General features: G+C 62.0%; 12 protein-coding genes (1 of these 12 cut by a window edge). 6 read left to right on the top strand and 6 right to left on the bottom strand.

Going from position 1 to position 16,267, the window contains the following annotated elements; all coding sequences use genetic code 11:
• Positions 1-55 precede the first annotated feature (55 nt).
• On the top strand, positions 56-679 hold the full coding sequence (locus JNK74_24945) for a hypothetical protein (protein MBL7649437.1): 624 nt from the start codon (positions 56-58) through the stop codon (positions 677-679).
• 9 nt (positions 680-688) lie between these two features.
• On the opposite strand, the gene JNK74_24950 is transcribed toward JNK74_24945, so the two are convergent.
• A complete protein-coding gene (locus JNK74_24950) occupies positions 689-1,504 on the bottom strand; it encodes an SDR family oxidoreductase (protein MBL7649438.1) in 816 nt (271 codons plus the stop codon).
• 150 nt (positions 1,505-1,654) lie between these two features.
• On the opposite strand from JNK74_24950, the gene JNK74_24955 reads away from it, so the two are divergent.
• Positions 1,655-3,211 carry an isochorismatase family protein gene (locus JNK74_24955; GenBank protein MBL7649439.1) on the top strand — a complete coding sequence of 519 codons (1,557 nt, stop codon included), beginning with the start codon at positions 1,655-1,657 and terminating at the stop codon, positions 3,209-3,211.
• A gap of 147 nt (positions 3,212-3,358) precedes the next feature.
• Entirely contained in the window at positions 3,359-4,780 is a 1,422-nt protein-coding gene (locus JNK74_24960; GenBank protein MBL7649440.1) for a hypothetical protein, read from the top strand.
• A gap of 46 nt (positions 4,781-4,826) precedes the next feature.
• Here JNK74_24960 and JNK74_24965 read toward each other — a convergent pair whose 3' ends face one another.
• The 3 genes from JNK74_24965 to JNK74_24975 all read right to left on the bottom strand — a co-directional run bounded on the left by JNK74_24965 (position 4,827) and on the right by JNK74_24975 (position 10,391).
• On the bottom strand, positions 4,827-8,210 hold the full coding sequence (locus tag JNK74_24965; GenBank protein MBL7649441.1) for a family 78 glycoside hydrolase catalytic domain: 3,384 nt from the start codon (positions 8,208-8,210) through the stop codon (positions 4,827-4,829).
• A gap of 282 nt (positions 8,211-8,492) precedes the next feature.
• Positions 8,493-9,029 carry a hypothetical protein gene (locus tag JNK74_24970; GenBank protein MBL7649442.1) on the bottom strand — a complete coding sequence of 179 codons (537 nt, stop codon included), beginning with the start codon at positions 9,027-9,029 and terminating at the stop codon, positions 8,493-8,495.
• Between the two features lie 267 nt (positions 9,030-9,296).
• The gene (locus JNK74_24975; protein MBL7649443.1) at positions 9,297-10,391 is read right to left on the bottom strand and encodes a WG repeat-containing protein; all 1,095 of its coding nucleotides are present in this window, start codon (positions 10,389-10,391) and stop codon (positions 9,297-9,299) included.
• 250 nt (positions 10,392-10,641) lie between these two features.
• On the opposite strand from JNK74_24975, the gene JNK74_24980 reads away from it, so the two are divergent.
• Positions 10,642-13,248, top strand: a complete 2,607-nt coding sequence (locus JNK74_24980; protein ID MBL7649444.1) for a hypothetical protein — start codon at positions 10,642-10,644, stop codon at positions 13,246-13,248.
• Positions 13,249-13,289: 41 nt separating this feature from the next.
• On the opposite strand, the gene JNK74_24985 is transcribed toward JNK74_24980, so the two are convergent.
• Positions 13,290-14,264 carry an NADPH:quinone oxidoreductase family protein gene (locus JNK74_24985; GenBank protein MBL7649445.1) on the bottom strand — a complete coding sequence of 325 codons (975 nt, stop codon included), beginning with the start codon at positions 14,262-14,264 and terminating at the stop codon, positions 13,290-13,292.
• Positions 14,265-14,498: 234 nt separating this feature from the next.
• Here JNK74_24985 and JNK74_24990 point away from each other — a divergent pair, with 234 nt between their 5' ends.
• A complete protein-coding gene (locus tag JNK74_24990; protein MBL7649446.1) occupies positions 14,499-14,699 on the top strand; it encodes a hypothetical protein in 201 nt (66 codons plus the stop codon).
• Between the two features lie 169 nt (positions 14,700-14,868).
• Positions 14,869-15,822 (top strand): serine/threonine protein kinase, encoded by a 954-nt coding sequence (locus JNK74_24995; GenBank protein MBL7649447.1) that lies wholly within the window; start codon positions 14,869-14,871, stop codon positions 15,820-15,822.
• A gap of 10 nt (positions 15,823-15,832) precedes the next feature.
• Here JNK74_24995 and JNK74_25000 read toward each other — a convergent pair whose 3' ends face one another.
• Positions 15,833-16,267 carry the final stretch of a prepilin-type N-terminal cleavage/methylation domain-containing protein gene (locus tag JNK74_25000; protein MBL7649448.1) on the bottom strand. The gene runs 444 nt beyond the window's last position, so only the last 435 of its 879 coding nucleotides appear in the window; its start codon lies off the right edge, out of view; its stop codon occupies positions 15,833-15,835.

Below are 16,267 nucleotides of genomic sequence, written 5' to 3' on the forward strand. Positions count from 1 at the left end.
ATCGAGCCGGGAGGCCGTGCGCCAGAACGCTTATCGCCAGAAAGGGCGGGGGCTAATGCGAATCACCCGAAATAGGTTGTTGCTGTCGCTCGGGACGCTCTTCCTAATTGTGCTGATACCCTGGGTGGCCATTTTCAAGAATTCAGGGGCCTCATTTAACGCCACCGCCTTGGCCCAATCCGAGACACGCATGTGGAAAGCCTACTACGACCGCGATCTACTCCGATTGCGCGGGGAACTCCGCCGGATGCTTCGCGAACAGTTCGGGCTCTCCCGCTACCGCACTTGGCAGGTGTCGGCCCGCCTGGCGACGGCCTCCCTCAGTTTTGCCCGTAGCGGGGATGGGCAGGCGGCGGAAGTACTTCGCGATCTCACCGAGGCCTACCGAGGTATTCAGGCAGCGACCCGCCTCGACTTCGATCCCGCCGAGGCGGCCCGCGCCGAACTGGGGTGGTGGGCCGCCCGCCGTACGCCCGGTGAGAATCAACCCGAGCAGGTTGGCGAGCGGATTGAAGCGCTCTACGCCATTCTCTACGGACACACCAACGATCTGATCGCCCAGGCGGCCCTGCTGCGCGCTGAAGCCGCCCATGTCCGCGATACCCGGTCGGACTGGCCCGAGGTGGAGCGGCTCCTGGAGCAATCTTATCGGTCTCTGCTCGCGGGAATGTTGCCCTGATCCCATCTCTCAGCGTGTCGGCGGTTTGCCGGAGAAGTGGTCCATGGAATGATAGATCCCGAGCCACCGCCCGCATACCGCATCAAAGATCGGAGCGGGCAACGCCGCGTAAAGCATGGGGACGAGGTTCACGATCCATGGTATGCGCAGCATGGACGTGTTTCGCTCAATTCCCTGAAGAATCTTTTCCGCAGCATAGCCCGGTTCAAGCAGGGGCGCGCCAAAAGGCGCGGCGGCGCCGGCAAACATGCCCGTATTGACATAGCTGGGGCACACCGTCGTCACGTGCATGCCCCGGTGTTCCCGCAGTTCTACGCGCAGCGATTCGGAGAATCCCAGGCAGGCCCACTTGCTCGCGGCGTAGGTGGTGAGGCGTGGCACCGGCACAAAGCCCGAGGCCGATGCGATGTTGACGATGTGGCCGCTGTTGCGCGCGAGCATGGCGGGGAGAAAGGCCCGCGTGGTGTGGATGACGCCGAGGGTATTGACCCTTATGGACTTCTCGATATCTTCGTGCGACTGCTCGGCAAGAGTCCGTCCCACGACGATACCCGCATTGTTGATGAGGATATCCACCGGGCGCTCATCGTTTAGACTCGTCGCCGCTTCGGCAATTTGCATGTAATCCCCCAGATCCACGGATGCCCCCGCCACCGTAGCACCGGGACCCTGTAATTCGCGCACGCGCGATTCGAGGGCATAGGCATTCACGTCCCAGAGGGTCACCCGGGCCGCGCCCCGCGCAAGGCACCCCCTGGCCATAAGGGCGCCCATGCCCTGGGCTCCGCCGGTGATGAGCACGTGTTTATCCCGAATCTGCGTCATAGAATTTGATGGTCCTGATGGAAAGGAAGTTCAGTGGTTTGGATGGGCCACCAGAGAGTAGCATAGGGCGCAAGGTCTGCGCAGGTCCGCAGCCACACACGCATTGGATGGAACCGCTATCGCCATGGCGGCGCCGGAAAGGTAACAGAAATGACCATTCGTTTCGTTGCGGGTTTGATTCTGATTTCGGTCGTGCTCTCAGGTTCTTCGGCTTTCTCCGAAGGCGCGCTTGCCCTTCACACCCGCGGCCAGATCGAGACCTCCCAGTGGGTGGCTCCGGAAAAGATTAACACCGATCTTGATGCTCCGGTGAGTGACCGGGCCTTTACGTATGTTCATAAGACGTTGCTGTGGGATCCCGCGAAGACGGCGCTCGTGATCGTGGACCTCTGGGATCAATCGCAGGCGCCCCAGGTGGGAAAGCGCATGGAGGAGCTCGCCCCGCACATCAACCAGGCCGCTCGGACCGCCCGGGAGAAGGGCCTGCTTGTTGTTCACGCGCCCGGCGGTGTTACCGATTATTACACCGGCACGCCCCAGCGTGCGCGATGCCTGGACGTCGAGCCTGTAGCGCTCGTGGCGATGGAGGAAGGTCCCGCCCTTCCCGTCGATGCTTCGGACAACGGATGGGAGGGACCTGTCCGCGCCGACAAGCCCCAGACGCGCCAGCACCCCGCTATTGAGATCGCCGAAGCCGACGCCGTCGGCGAGGGAGCTGAAGTCTATGGACTCTTGAAGAAGCGCGGGATTGAGAACGTTATCCTGATGGGTGTTCACGCCAACTTCGCCCTGCTCGACGGTCCGACGGGTATTCGCCAGATGAAGGCGCAGGGCTTGAATGTCGTGCTGGTGCGCGACTTGACCGACAGCCGTTACAACCCCGAAAAAGCGCCCCGAGTGAGCCACATTCGCGGTACCGAACTCGTGGTCGACCACCTGGAACAGTTGGGATGCCCGACAATCGACAGTACCGACCTCACCGGCAAGCCCGCCTTTCGCTTTACGGAAGATACTCGCCCCCACCTGGCTATGATCGTCAGCGACGATCACTACCACGCCGACAAGACCTTGCCCGAGTTTGCCCGCGTGCTGCGAGAGGCGGAGGGGATCCATGTGTCCGTGCTCCACGGAGAAGGGGGCCACAGCATTCCGGGTATGGAGAACCTGGCCACGGCGGATGCGGTGCTGGTCTTCGTACGGCGGCTCGGGTTACCGTCCGGTCAACTCAAACTGCTGCGTGATTTCGTCGCCTCGGGAAAGCCCGTTATCGGGCTCCGCACGGCGAGTCATGCCTTCAAGCTCAAGAACAAGCCCGACGGAAGCTATGAAGTCCCCGAAGGTATCGCGGAGTGGGGGGGCTTTGACGCTGAAGTGCTCGGCGGCAGCTATACGGGCCATGAGGCCAACGAAATTGGCGCGGATATCAGCAACCTGTCGACAGACCATCCGATTCTAAAGGGCGTGGAGCCCGCCGCCTGGCACAGCCTCGGTTCCCTGTACAATACCGGAGCCATTGCCGCCGATGCGCTGCGCCTGCAGGAGGGGAGCATTCCCGGGGTGACTGAGGCGGTCACCTGGATTCGCGGAGCGGCGCCGGGCCGCGGAAAGGTCTTTTACACGAGTCTGGGCCATCCGGCGGACTTTCGTGAGCCTGCCTTTCGGCAGTTGCTGGTGAATGCGGTGAAGTGGTCGGTGGGCACACTATAGTCCCAAGGTGCTTGTTGGGCGGCGGACGGTGCTTCAGGTACAATTCCGAGCGTAAGGGCGGTCTGGCCTTTCGGTGGTTGAGTCATGCGAAGAGGCTCCCAACGGACTTGCGCGGGCCGCGCCATTTTATTCACAGGGGTTTATCGCGTGTTCGTTTTTTCCGGTCTTATCCTGGCGGCGCTCACGGCGTGGACTGCCGGGGCCTCGGCTCAGCCACCGCAGGAAACGACCGTGCCCCGAGGCGTGCCCCTCTCCCTCGAATTGCTCCAGCCGGAGGTCCGTGTTTCTGGCGTCGAAGAGGCCGCTTCCCCCGAGAACGCGGGTCGATTCACCCCCATCGCCGGGCAGGACGTCCACCTGGGCTACACGGATCGCGAACACTGGTTTCGCTTTACGGTTGACGGCGCCACTGCCGATCCGCTTGTGCTGAACCTGAGCAATTCCCAGCTCATCGACGTCACCCTTTACGCGCCCGTCGTAAGCGGGGGCTTCACCGAGCAGGCGATTGGCGTTGCCGTGCCCTTCTGGTCCAGACCCCTGGTTGCCCTCAACCCCGCGTTCCCTATCGAGGTGGCGCAGGGCCAGTCAAAGACATTCTATATGCGGATCTATCACTATGGGGCCATGCGCTTCCGTGCGGAGCTCCTTACCGCCGATGTCGCGCGCGAAGAGGCCATTCTGCGGCTTTCTCTCAACCTGCTGCTGGCGGGTGCCCTCATCGGGCTGGCGCTCTACCATGGCTGCATCTTCGTCGGGCTTCGCCAGCCGGTCTACCTCTGGCTCTCCCTCATGCTGCTGGCCACCACGCTCAATCAGATGACCTTCGCCGGCACCGCCAACATGCTCCTCTGGCACGAGCCCACCCGCTGGGGCAACCACGCTCTGACCCTCACCGGTATCACCTGCCAGGGGCTTGGCGTCGCCTTCTCCATGAGCTTCCTCCAATCCTGGAAGCACACGCCCCGCCTCGCGTGGGCCGCCATCGCCTTTGTGATTTTCGGCACCGGCGTCGGATTTCTCACCCTCGCGGGACACCCCATCGTGTTCTACGGCGTCATCGCCTACGTCCTCCTTGGCCCCGTCATCATGGGGGCCCTCGCCATTCAGGCCGGGTGGCGCTCCCCCGTGGCCCTGGGGCTATTCCTGGCCTCCTGGGGATTCGTGCTCGTGGGCGAAGTCCTCTTCTGCATGGTCTACCTCGACCTGCTTCGCGACAACCCCTTCACCGCCAACTTCATGCACGTGGCCACCCTGGGCGCCTCCCTCGTCTGGTCCTTCTCCCTCACGCGCCAGATCAAGACCAACGCCCAGCGCCAGAGCGAATTGCTGGAAAGGCGCGTCGCCGAGCGCACCGCCGAACTCGAGACCGCCCTGAGCGAGGTAAAGACGCTCGAAGGGCTGTTGCCCGTGTGCAGCAATTGCAAGAAAATACGTGACGACGCCGGGGCCTGGCACGCCATGGAGACCTACGTCTCCAAGCATACCGGCGCCGATTTCAGCCACGGCATCTGCCCGGACTGCGTGACCGAACTCTACCCGGAATACGACCGCCGGGGGAAAGAGGGGTAGCGCAAAGCCCCCCCCGGAACAAGCCAGGAGGACAGGGGGGCGCGATCTACTCTTTCAGGAACAGCCTGTAGGGCGGTATGGGCTGTTTTTCCCCGTTGGGCCCTTCCATGAGGATATCCATCGACTCTGACCCCGTGTTTTCGAAGTAGAGCACCCGGAGAGGGTGCCGGCCCGCCTGCAGGTGTATCGTTCCGGTGGTCGCCTTTTCGCCAAAGTAGCCGGTGTTGTCCACGACTACTTTTTCGTCGAGATAGAGAACGCAACCATCATTGGCGGTGGCGTGGAAGTTGTAGTCGCCTTCGGTATCGATCTCGAGGTTGCTCGTGAAAACGATGGCGACATGATCTTCCCGCTTTTCAATTTCACCCACAGCAAATCCGTGAATCCGTCCGCTGGACACCGGCGCGGTGAGTTCCAGTGGTGGTCGTTCGTCCCATTCGCCTTCATACACCCCGTAGTCCACCCCGTGAATAGCCGGGTCCACAAAGTTCACCGAAACGCTGCTCGTAAAGCTCGGGATATACCCCTCGCGACAGGCTATTGCGTTCACCTCTGCCGTGCTGTCCAGCTCGAAGGGCGTCGAATATCTGATCGAACTTTGATCCGGTGCGGTGCCGTCGAGCGTATAGAAGATTTCCGCATCCGCCGTTGCGGACTCGATCGAGACTTTTGCCCTATCCGGCTTTGAGATGATGGCATCCCGTGGCAGAATGACGGGGGTTGCGGCATGTATCGCCTTGACGATGCTGCCGATGTCTGCGGAGCTAAAGTCGTACGTCCCCGCTGTCACCTCGTAAATCGCGCGAGTTCCCTCCTGGGCCCGCCGCTCCGCACGGCCCCAGTCCGACTTGCTTTCGAGACGCACGGAGTCCGCGTCGGCCGACGGGACCAGCACCGTGGCGGTGGTGTTGGGAGGAACTTGTACCGTCAGGTGGAGCGTGTTGTCCGCTATGCGCCAGCGGCTGACAATCGGACCATAGACCGACCTGTATTCCGCAGCGACGTGTGTCAGGTCGCCCGCGATTGCGGGTTCGATGCGTATGTGCTTATAGCCCGGCCGTTCGGGGTCCGATTGGATGCCGGCCAGTCCCGTGAAGAACCAGCGGATGACGCTGCCGTACATGGGGTGGCTGTGCGACAGCTTCCCGTCCCAGTACTCCCACAGGGTCGTGGCATCCTTTTCGAGTATGTATCCAAATCCTGGATAGTTCCGCTGGTTCATCAGCGTGAAGGCGATATCTTCACGCCCAGATGCCGTGAGGACATCGAGCATCAGCGGCGTCGCCAGGATCCCGGTGTCGAAGTGTCCCTCATTCTTCAGAATACTATCGACCAGGCTTTCGAGCACGGGAACGAAAGCCTCCTCCGGTACGATGCCGAAAGCCAGCGGGAACACGTTCGCCCCCTGCCGGTTCTGCCAGTACCGGGCGTTGTCGGCATCGAAATAGGCCGCATTTATGTTCTTCCTGATCTGCTGCGCGAGCTCGGCATAACGCGTTGCGTCCTGGTCTTCCCCCAGGACTTCGGCGGCTTTGGAAAGGATGTCCGCCACGTGAAAGTAATAACAGGTGTTTACAAAGGGGGGCGGAATCTCCACGGGATCCGGGTTCGCCCAGTCTCCGAGACACCAGCCACCCGGCTCTTCGCGGTCCACGAGCCCCTCCTGATTCAACCGCGTGCCGAGGTAATCCACAAAATGTTTCATGCCGGGATAGTGCTGCCGCAGGATGTCCTTGTCGCCGTAGTATTGATAATAGTACCACGGCACGCGAACGTAGGAAGCGCCCCAGGCCGGTCCGCCACCTCCGCCCCCGTAGGGCGCCGTATGGGGCACGTGCCCTGTATCGCGGTTCTGGGCGTCCGCCATGTCCTCCAGCCATTTGCGATAGAACTGGGCCATGTCAAAGTTCAGGGTGCACGATTCCATCAGATACTGCCCGTCGGCGGTATAGCCCAGCCGCTCCCGATGGGGACAGTCGCTGATGAAAGCGCCGTGGAAATTTCCCAGTTGGGTACGGATATAGTTTTCATAAATTCGGTTGAATAGTTCGTTGGAACACTCGAAATTCCCGACCCGCTCCACGCCGGTGTGCACCACCCGGCCGGTCACTTCGCTCAAGGTAACGGAATCGGGCACGCCGTCGATCTCGACATGGCGAAAGGCGTGCCAGGTGAAGCGCGGCTCATAGCGCTCGTCGCCCTTTCCGGATAGAATATACGTGTCTTCCTGCCCATAGGGCCCGCCCATCTCTTCAATGTACCGAAGCGTTATGCGAGTCCCTTTCGGGCCTTCCACCTTGAAGCTAACCCACCCGGAAAACATTTCTCCGAAGTCGAAGGAATAGCCGCTCTCGCCCCGCTTTGATACGAGAACCGGCTTGATGTTTCGGGTGACCCGGTCGGGCGGCGCCATCTGGGCCATCAGCTTTCCGGTGGGGGCACGGACGAGTTCCGCTTTCCTCCAGTTGGAATCGTCAAAGCCGCTTTGATTCCAACCGACGGGCTCCAGGCGCGCGTCATAGACCTCTCCGGTGAAGATCCCATCGTGCAGGAGCGCGCCGGTGGCGGCGGTCCAGGTGTTGTCGCTGACGACGCGCTCTGTCGTCCCGTCGCGGTAGGTGATTTCGAGTTGCAGGATCATCCGGGGGGTGTCATACCACATCCAGCCCTCGTCGCGGCGGTCCCGCTGGTTGTACCAGCCATTCCCAAGGATCATGCCGATGGCGTTCTGTCCCGGCTGGAGAAGGGTGGAGACATCGTAGGCGTTGTAGAGCACACGGGTTGAGGAATGATCGCTATAGTCGTACAGCAGGTTGCGCAGATTGCGCGCGTCGTAGTTCGTGGGCGCGGGCGCCAATACATGATCGCCGACCCTGGCGCCGTTGAGGTAGAGCTCGTAGTAACCCAGACCGCTGACATGGACCGTGGCGGACTGGATCGGCTTTGCCAGTTCAAAGGTTTTGCGGAGATAGGGCGCGGGGCCGGTCTCCGGCGAATCCGGCGCGCCATCCTCCGAAAGGGCGATCCAGCTCGCCTCCCAGTCGCTCTCCTCAGTGAGTCCCACGCGCCAACGGCCCGCTTCGCTCCACGCCGAGCGGTGACCATCCTGATTCCACACGCAAACCTTCCAGAAGGCGGTTTGACGGGAGTGAAGCGACTTTCCGCCGTACTCGATGCCCTGAGACTGGTCGCTTTGAATCCGGCCACTGTCCCACAGGTCGCCTGCATCCTTTTGCAGTTCCTCCAGCGTACTGGAAACGATGATCTGATAGGCCGTTTGCGATTGCAGCGCTTCCGCGGAAGGGAAGCTCCAGCTCAGGCGTGGCGCGCCGCCCCGGGTGGCGATCGGGTCCGTGAGGGAATCACATCGCAGGTTCACCGGCGTCGGCGGGCTGGCGTGAACGTCTTGCGCTGCGCTGATGCCGGCCATGAAAGCCACCATCGACAGGATGAATGAACCTCTCAAACAATACATAGTCCAGACCGCGCTTTCTCTCGTTTTTTCCACCAAGTCCCACGCCCCGACTTCGTTGTTATACCTCATGGCGTATCACGGGGCAAGGGGATTGATCCGGGCAGTCGCATGATAGACTCAGAGATTGCGGGAGGGCATGGACAATACGATGAATCAAAAGGAATATCGAGCACGGAAGGGCACGGAACTTCACGGAAATAAAGTTAAGTCGGCAACTATGGGTGGTCCTGCCGCATGTTAGTTCGACTCCGCATACCTCGCCTTGATCTCGCCGATCTTTTCGATGATGGCCGTTGTCATGGGGAACTTGGTGCCCAAGCTGATTGGATCGAAACTGCCGTGCGGGTAGAGCACCTTACCGCTTCGTCCCCCGTGGCGGAACTTCATCTCATCACCTTCATAATCAGGGATCTCGACCAGCACGGGGAGTGAGGAACCCTCGTCACCGTGCGCACGAACAAGCGTTTCGCTCAGTCGAAGAAACTGATCCCCGCCAAAGGAGCCCCGACCTTTCGGTGCTGGTAGATCGGCGTCAAAGTTGGCCCTTGACGCGATAAATGCCGGGTAACTCTCGAGAAAGGCCAGGTACTGATCCTCGTTGGCCAGAGCATAACCCGTATAGGCAAAGGAGGGTCGACGGAACTTCGCATCGAGATCGGGATCGCTGGCGTGAACCGGTACGGAGGGGCAATGGAGTGAATACGTATTTTCGGGATCCATCACGGGTTTTACGCTTTCGAGTGCCGGGAACAGGTTGCCCGGTATGGCGCTCATCGGAGGATACTTCTTGTCGGGGTGGGCATTTATATAGGCGTGGAGAATTCCGAGTGCCCGCCCCAACCATAGGCGACCGTCATCGAGCACCCCAGATCTCGTCCAATGGCTCGCAGGCCAATGAAGGTCAGCGTGCCTGCGATGGAAAGGGCGGTGATGAAGGCAGCCGCGACTATGGCGTATCGATACCTTCTTGAATGGGGTAGATGCGTAGCGAGCTCTCTTTGCAATCCGTGGTCAGCTCTTGCCGATGTCGCCCCGCCTCCTCTATTCCTCTATCACGAATTCGTGCGTCCACTCCAAGGCCCGCAGCGCGGGGGAATCGCGGAGCACCGCGGCCATGCCGTTCTCAAAGGGCGTCACCATGCGGTATTGGGGCGGGATGACGGGGTTGCCCTGGCGGTCGATGTAGCCCCAGGCCTCGCCTTTCAAAACCGCCGCCCTGCCCTCGAAGAAGGGCTCGACCTGATCGTAGTCGGGCGCGAGCACCGTCTTGCCTTCGCGGTCGACAAAGATATATTCGGGCGCTTCGGTACGCCACACCAGCGCGAGGCCGTCGTGGTGGGAGCTTTTCATCCACTGGACCTTGTCGACTATGACGACAAACTCGCCCGTTCTGTCAATGAATCCAGCGATGTCGAAGGACAAGTCTGGACTGCTCATCTGCGCAGCGGCCAGGCCGTCTACAAACTCAAACAGCGCGTTGAATTTGGCCTCGATCACCCAATTGCCCGACTTGTCGATCATGCCCAGATGCTTCTTGCCGTGCTCGTCCAGCTTGCCCGCGATAGCGAGGCCGTCCTTGAAGGGGCGCGCTTCGGCATAGTTGCCGGGCACGGCGTTGTCACCCTTAAGGTCCACATATTCAAAGAGCGGGCTGGAGTATTTCGGATCGCGGCTTGGCCCGAAGATGCCCATGGCCGCTACGCCCTCGGAATAGGGGGAGGCTATGGCATAGCCGGGATCGACCCGATAGAGGAATTCTCCGTTTTTCTTCATGTAGTAGATGGCGCGGTTCGTCTGAACCGGGAATACCTCGGCGTTTGGTGCGTGGATGCCGAATACACCGGCGAGGCCCGCGCTGGTCATACGCACTTGATTGAAGGCGCCAAAAAGCCCGAAGTTCTTTTCGGCCTCTCGGAGCCACGGATCGTTGGCTTTCTCCACCAGGGTGTCGGCCAAATCCCGCACCCATGCCACCTCGCTTTCAGCGACCGGCATGCCGTCGGGCCCTATGGTCCCGTAGAGGCTGCGGATGTGCGCCTGGGCCTTCAGCCTGAGTCCGTAGTACACGGCAAAGCCGCCTGCCGCCAGGAGGCCCAGCGTTACACACGCGATGCCAAGTCGCTTCTTGTTGATCATGGGGAGTCTAACCCTTTCGCTTGCCGCTGGACCGATGGGGCTACCCTAGCAGATTGGAAGGTCACCGTCAACGAGGTGGCACCCGATGATGGCCCTGGGAGTACTGTCGTTTCGCGATTCTTGGTTGCCCGTCCGCCATGGTGTACACTCTTGGGAGTTACTTGGGCGGGACCCTCGCGTCCCGAGGTACGAAGGGTTGGTTGCTTTGCGTGCGCTGCGGTATTTGCGTTTCTTTTTCGAAGGGGGTGGTGTGTCCATTCGCGGTTGTGCTTTGCTGTTCCTGATGGGCCTTTCCAGCATGGCCATAGCGCAGGAGACTGCGCCGGAGTCCGCCGGGGCACCCCCCGCGGATGCGGCCGCACCCGAGCTTGCGGTCCCGCTGGAAATCGCGGAGTTGAAGCCGCTCCACCTGGAGACCCCCCTCGTGGAGGGCGGCTCGGCCATCCCCATCGTGGTGCCGTCGGACGGCTCGCACGACGCCGACGCGGCGGTGATCGCCAACGCCATCGAAGCGGCGGGCGGGGCACGCCCGATGTTGATTAAGGACGATGCCTTCGCGACGGGACTCCCTATCGAGCAGCACGTTATCGCCCTCGGCAACCGCTCGACGAACAAGCTGCTCAGCGCGCTTTATGACCATCACTACAGCCTGACCGACCTGCGCTATCCGGGGCCCGGCGGCCACGAAGTGCGCACCCTCCACAATCCCTTCGGCAACGGGAAGAATGTCATCATCATCGGCGGAAGCGATGCGGCCGGCGTGACCAATGGCACCTTGCTGTTCTCGCGGAAAGTCGGCGACGCCCGGAAGACGGAATCCGGGCTGGTGCTGGGCCGCCTGATGGAAATTCAGCTTGGCGCGGGCATGACGCCACCACAGGATCTGGAGCAGGTGACCACCTGGGATGGCAATGGGGTAGGGGGGGGCGATTTCGGCTGGAACAGCATCAGCAAGCGAATGGCCCTTTACTACATGACCGGGGACACCTTCCACGCCAATGAGGTCCTGCGCCTGGCCTTTCCGAATGATCAGGCAAAAGCCGAGCTGGACGTGCTCGACGGCGCGCGCATCGAAAACAGGGACGCCCCCCTCAGCGGCACGCGGCCGGAATACGCTCACCGCATGGCGCTCTATTGGGACCTCATCGAAGAGAGTCCCGCCTTCACGGACGACGACCGCCTCCGCGTGACCCAGGCCCTCGCAAAGCAGGTGGCCCCGGAGAGTATCGAAGCCACGATCATGACGCCGTACTTCGTTGGCACCGCCCGGGAGCAATGGGCCTCGATCGCGCGCTTCAGTCTGGGGCGATACTTGGCCAAAGACTACGCCGATCCTCGCTGGGCCCTCGTGCGCGATCAGGGCGCGAAAGATTTCAGCGCTCTCCAGGCCAAGCCCTGGGTGGTGGGAGGGGGCGAAGACCTCGCCCAGTATGGCGCGGGTATCGCCCCCGTGTTGAACTATCTCCTCCTCACCGGGGATCGCGTGCCCGTTGAAAAAGGCGTGCTCGCGGCGCTGCTGCGTCCCCTGGAAATCCTGGCGAGCGGTCGCGAGGGCGACCGGCTCCTCGTCCAGAGCCCCATCACCTTCTTTCATCAGGCGGCCCAGCTCACCGGCGATGGGCGCTGGCTGGAGTACGCGCGCCGGACCGGCGCCGACCGGGATAGCTTCCACATCGGCCAGTCCTGGTGGCCCGCCATCGCCGCCGTGCCGCCCGCGGGTCTGGTGGAGTCCTGGCAGGTTCACGGTGTGCCCGATCCCCAGTGGCGCGAGCGGAATGTCGGCGTGTCGGGAGAGGAGTCCTTCAATTTCTTGAGCTACCGCAACGCGCCCGATGCCACGGGCGACTTCATCCTCCTCGACGGACTACAGGCGGAACTGCGCCAGTCCCTCGGGATCCTGGAGTTGCGGCAGGGCGGCCAGACCATCCTCGAAGGGCGGCACAACGCCCTCAAGACTCGCATCGAAGGAATGGCCGAGGCGACCGTGCCCGCCGATGGCACCCTGAAGCACCAGCGGGTGGTGGGGGAGATCGCCACCGCAATCCTCGAATCCCCCAAGGACCCGGCGGCCGTCTGGCGACGCAGTATCATCAACCGGCGCGGCCACTACACCCTACTGCTCGACAGCCTCACGCCCCGAGTCGATTCCCCCGGCCTCGAAGTCCAGCTTTCCTGGGAAACCGCCGAAGGTGACTGGGCCGTCGGGCCCGGTGCAAGCGCCCTCCTCCTGCCGGGTGTGGACGATCCCGAAAAGGTGCCCGCCCTTCAGACCAGCCGCGCCATGAGTCTGGCGGTCGCGGGCAAAGTGGCCACGCTGTCCTCAACGGTACCCGCCGTGACCGGTCAGCCCCAATATCTCTTTTCGATTATTGGTCACGGTACCGTGGGGGCCATCGCCTGCGCACCCCTCGGGAACAGCGCCGCCGCACTCCACCTCCCACGCGCCGCCGTCGCCGCCACCGGCGCCCACGACGGTCTCGAAGGCACGCTCGTGCTGCTGGAGCCCGACTACCTCTACGGCCTCGACCTCAGCGCCGCCCGCGAGCTCATTCGCGCCGAGGCGCCCGTCGAGATCGCCTGGGATCTCCGGGAAGGCATCATCGATATCATCACCTCGAAGTCCACGGTCCTTACCCTGGCTCTCGACGGTCCCGAAAAGCTCCGCCTCGACCGAACCCCCCTTACCGGAGAGCTGGTCGATGGCAAAGTCCGAATCACCCTCGACGCCGGGCGCCACCGCATCACCGGCGCCTCCCTCAGCCAGGCCCGGCTGGACGTGAACACCGCCTGGCTCAACGAGACCGTGAACAAGGCCGTTGCCGAGAGCCGGCCCGCGTCCCCGCAGACCGCCAATTAAGCGATGTAACTTCGCGTCGACCGACACAGTGTGGTTGAACATCACCCCTTTGGCACAAGCACTACTTTCCCCGAGCTCTTGCGATCCGAGATAAACTGATGGGCCCGGGCCGCTTCCTCCAGCTTGAACTCGTGACCCACCACGACCGTGAGCTTGCCGTCCAGGAGCCACGCGTGCAAATCGCGCATGGCGCCGGCCATGGCCTGGGTGTCGCCGGTATAGGCCATCAGGTGAAAGCCCGCCACGATCCAGTTGCGCGCAAGCAGCGTTCGCGCCTCGACTACCGGCGGCTCTTTGCTGGCTATCCCCAACGTTACAAGCATCCCACGGGGCTTCAGACACTTGAGACTCTTCGCAAAGACTTCGCCGCCCACCGATTCGATCACCAGATCGCAGCCCCGGCTGCCGGTGATCGCCTTCACCGATTCCTGAAAGTCCTGTCGCTTGTAATTGATGGCGTGGGCACAGCCCAGGGATTCGATCAAGGCGCACTTCTCCGGGGTGCTCGCCGTGCCGATAACCGTCGCACCCGCGTTGCGCGCAATCTGCACGAGCTGCGTGCCGAGTCCGCCCGCCGCCGCCTGGATGAGCACTGTCTGGCCCGCCGCAAGCCGGCCGAGGGTCAGCAGCGCGTGGTAGGCCGTCAGGAACTGGCAGGGGATTGCCGCCGCCTGCGCGAAGCTGAGCTGCTCGGGCTTCGGCATGACCTGCCCCGCCTTCGCGACAACGTACTCGCTGTAACCCGACTGGCAGAAAGACATCACCTCATCCCCGGGACGCCACTGGGTCACGCCGTCACCCGCCTCCACCACCACGCCCGCCACCTCAAAGCCCGCGCCGAAGGGGGCTTTGGGCCCGCCGGGATAGAGACCCTCCCGCTGCATGATATCCGCATAATTGATCCCGGCGGCCCGCACCTGGATGCGTACCTCGCCCGGACCGGGCGCGGGAATCGGCACCTCGCGGATTTCAAGGACTTCAGGGCCGCCGAAGGCGGTGGCGACGATGGTTTTCATGGGGCGGGTTCTCCAGGGTTGTTTACGGATCTCGGAGCATAACAGCGCGGGGGACCAGTCGGCAATCGGGGGTCCAAAGTGTGCATGAATAAACCTATCCTTGTAGTGGTACTAAGGCCGGGGCGATGAACGCCCGAGGGCAATACAAACATCTAACGAAACACAAATACGCAATTGACATGGCCCGGTTATGCTGTGCACATGAACAACCAGAGCGAAAAAAGGAAAAACGACATGAGCAGCATCACGATTGAAACGATGGAAGGCCCCGCGGCGCGGAGCGAGGGCGGAATCACCCTTCTGGAAGCCTACAGCGCCCTGGCAAGCCGTGAATCCAAGCGTATCCCCGCCGTGGAAATCCCCTTTCCCGGCCAGCCGAGCGGGGTTGATCGTGAGGGGCACTTCTGGATGATGAAGCTTCGCAACGTGGGCTGAGCGCCCGGCTGCGGCGGGGTCGGTGTTGCCTTCGGGCGACACCCGACATTTTCGGGGGCTGGGGGACTTTCACAGGATTGTAAAGAGTGTTTATTCCTGCTCGGCTTTCTGCTATTCTACACCGCACAGTAGGGTCTGTGACGTTCACAACTGAGCCGGGAACAACAGGATGAGCGAACAAAATAAACCGGATTTTCAGGTGCCCAAGCCCGGGGGGCGTTCCAACCTGGCCAAAGCCATTGGGGGCTTTGAGCCCGGCGATATTATCGCGGAACGCTACCAGGTCGTGCGGATGCTCGGAAAGGGCGGCATGGGCATCGTTTACCTGGTAAACGATCTCAAGCGGGATCGTCAGATCGCCCTCAAAACCCTCCTTCCCCAGTATGCCACCAACCAGCAGGCCGTCGGTCGTTTCGTGCGCGAAGTGAACGCGGTGCGCCAGTTGAACCACCCCGGTATCGTGAAGATCCTCGCCGCCCGCCAGTACGGCTCCCTGCTTTACTACACCATGGAGTATCTGGACGGGAAGACCGTGCGCGATTACATGGTCAAGCGGGGCAAGCTCGGCCTCGGTTCGGCCGTGCGCATCCTGTCGCTCCTGTGCGACGCCCTGGAGCACGTGCACCAGGTTACCGTCCACCGCGATATCTCCCCCGAAAACATCATCCTCCTGCAGGATGGCACCATCAAGCTCCTCGATTTCGGTCTGGCCAAGCTTCAGGACCCCAGCGGGGCCCAGTTCACCCGCGTGGGCGCAACCCTCGGACGCATCCAGTACAACGCCCCCGAGCAATCCTTCAACGCATCGGAAGTGGATCAGCGCGCCGACATCTATTCCATCGGCATTATCTTTTTCGAGATGTTGAGCGGAAAAGTGCCCCGGGCCTTCGAACCCATCTGCGAACTCTGCCCCGAACTGCCCAAGGAGGCGGACCGCTTCTTCGAGCGGGCCCTCGCGCGCGATCCCAAAGACCGCATCGCCAATGCGGCCGAGTTCCGCGAGTGCATCAATACCCTCTATCAGATCAGCACCGGCGCCATAAAGCCCACCGAACAACCCAAAGCCGAAGGCGGTTTCTTCTCCCGGCTGTTGGGCGGCATTCTGGGAATATTCAAGCGCTGAACCGGGTGGCTCAGTAGCCCTCTTTGGATCCGTGATCGAAGTGGCGGTTGTCCTGAGGACCAAACCACCCCACCATCCAACGGCTGTTCTTCGCGCCGTAGATGTTGGTCTCCGGCGCCCATTCCCACTTCTCGCTCGTAATGTGACCATCCGCCCAGAGCACATTCGCCCGTCCATAATGCCGGAAATGCATCGAGGGTGACTGAAATCCCCAGGCCGCCGCGCCCCGAGGCTCGTCCGCCGACACGAAGTGGGGGGGCTCCACAAAGCTGTATTCGATCAGATAGCCGTTCTGGGGCATCGCCGCATCCGCAAACAATACCGTCTGGGCCGGGTGCTGGATCCGCGAATCCAGAAAGCCGTTCCTCGCCGCGCTCACCAGATCGTTCGTCACCGCGAGCGTGGAGCCGATATAGGCCATATTGTAGCCGTAACCGCCCGTGCC

The sequence above is a fragment of the Candidatus Hydrogenedentota bacterium genome, assembly GCA_016791475.1.
In the GTDB taxonomy this organism is placed as follows: Bacteria; Hydrogenedentota; Hydrogenedentia; order Hydrogenedentales; family JAEUWI01; genus JAEUWI01.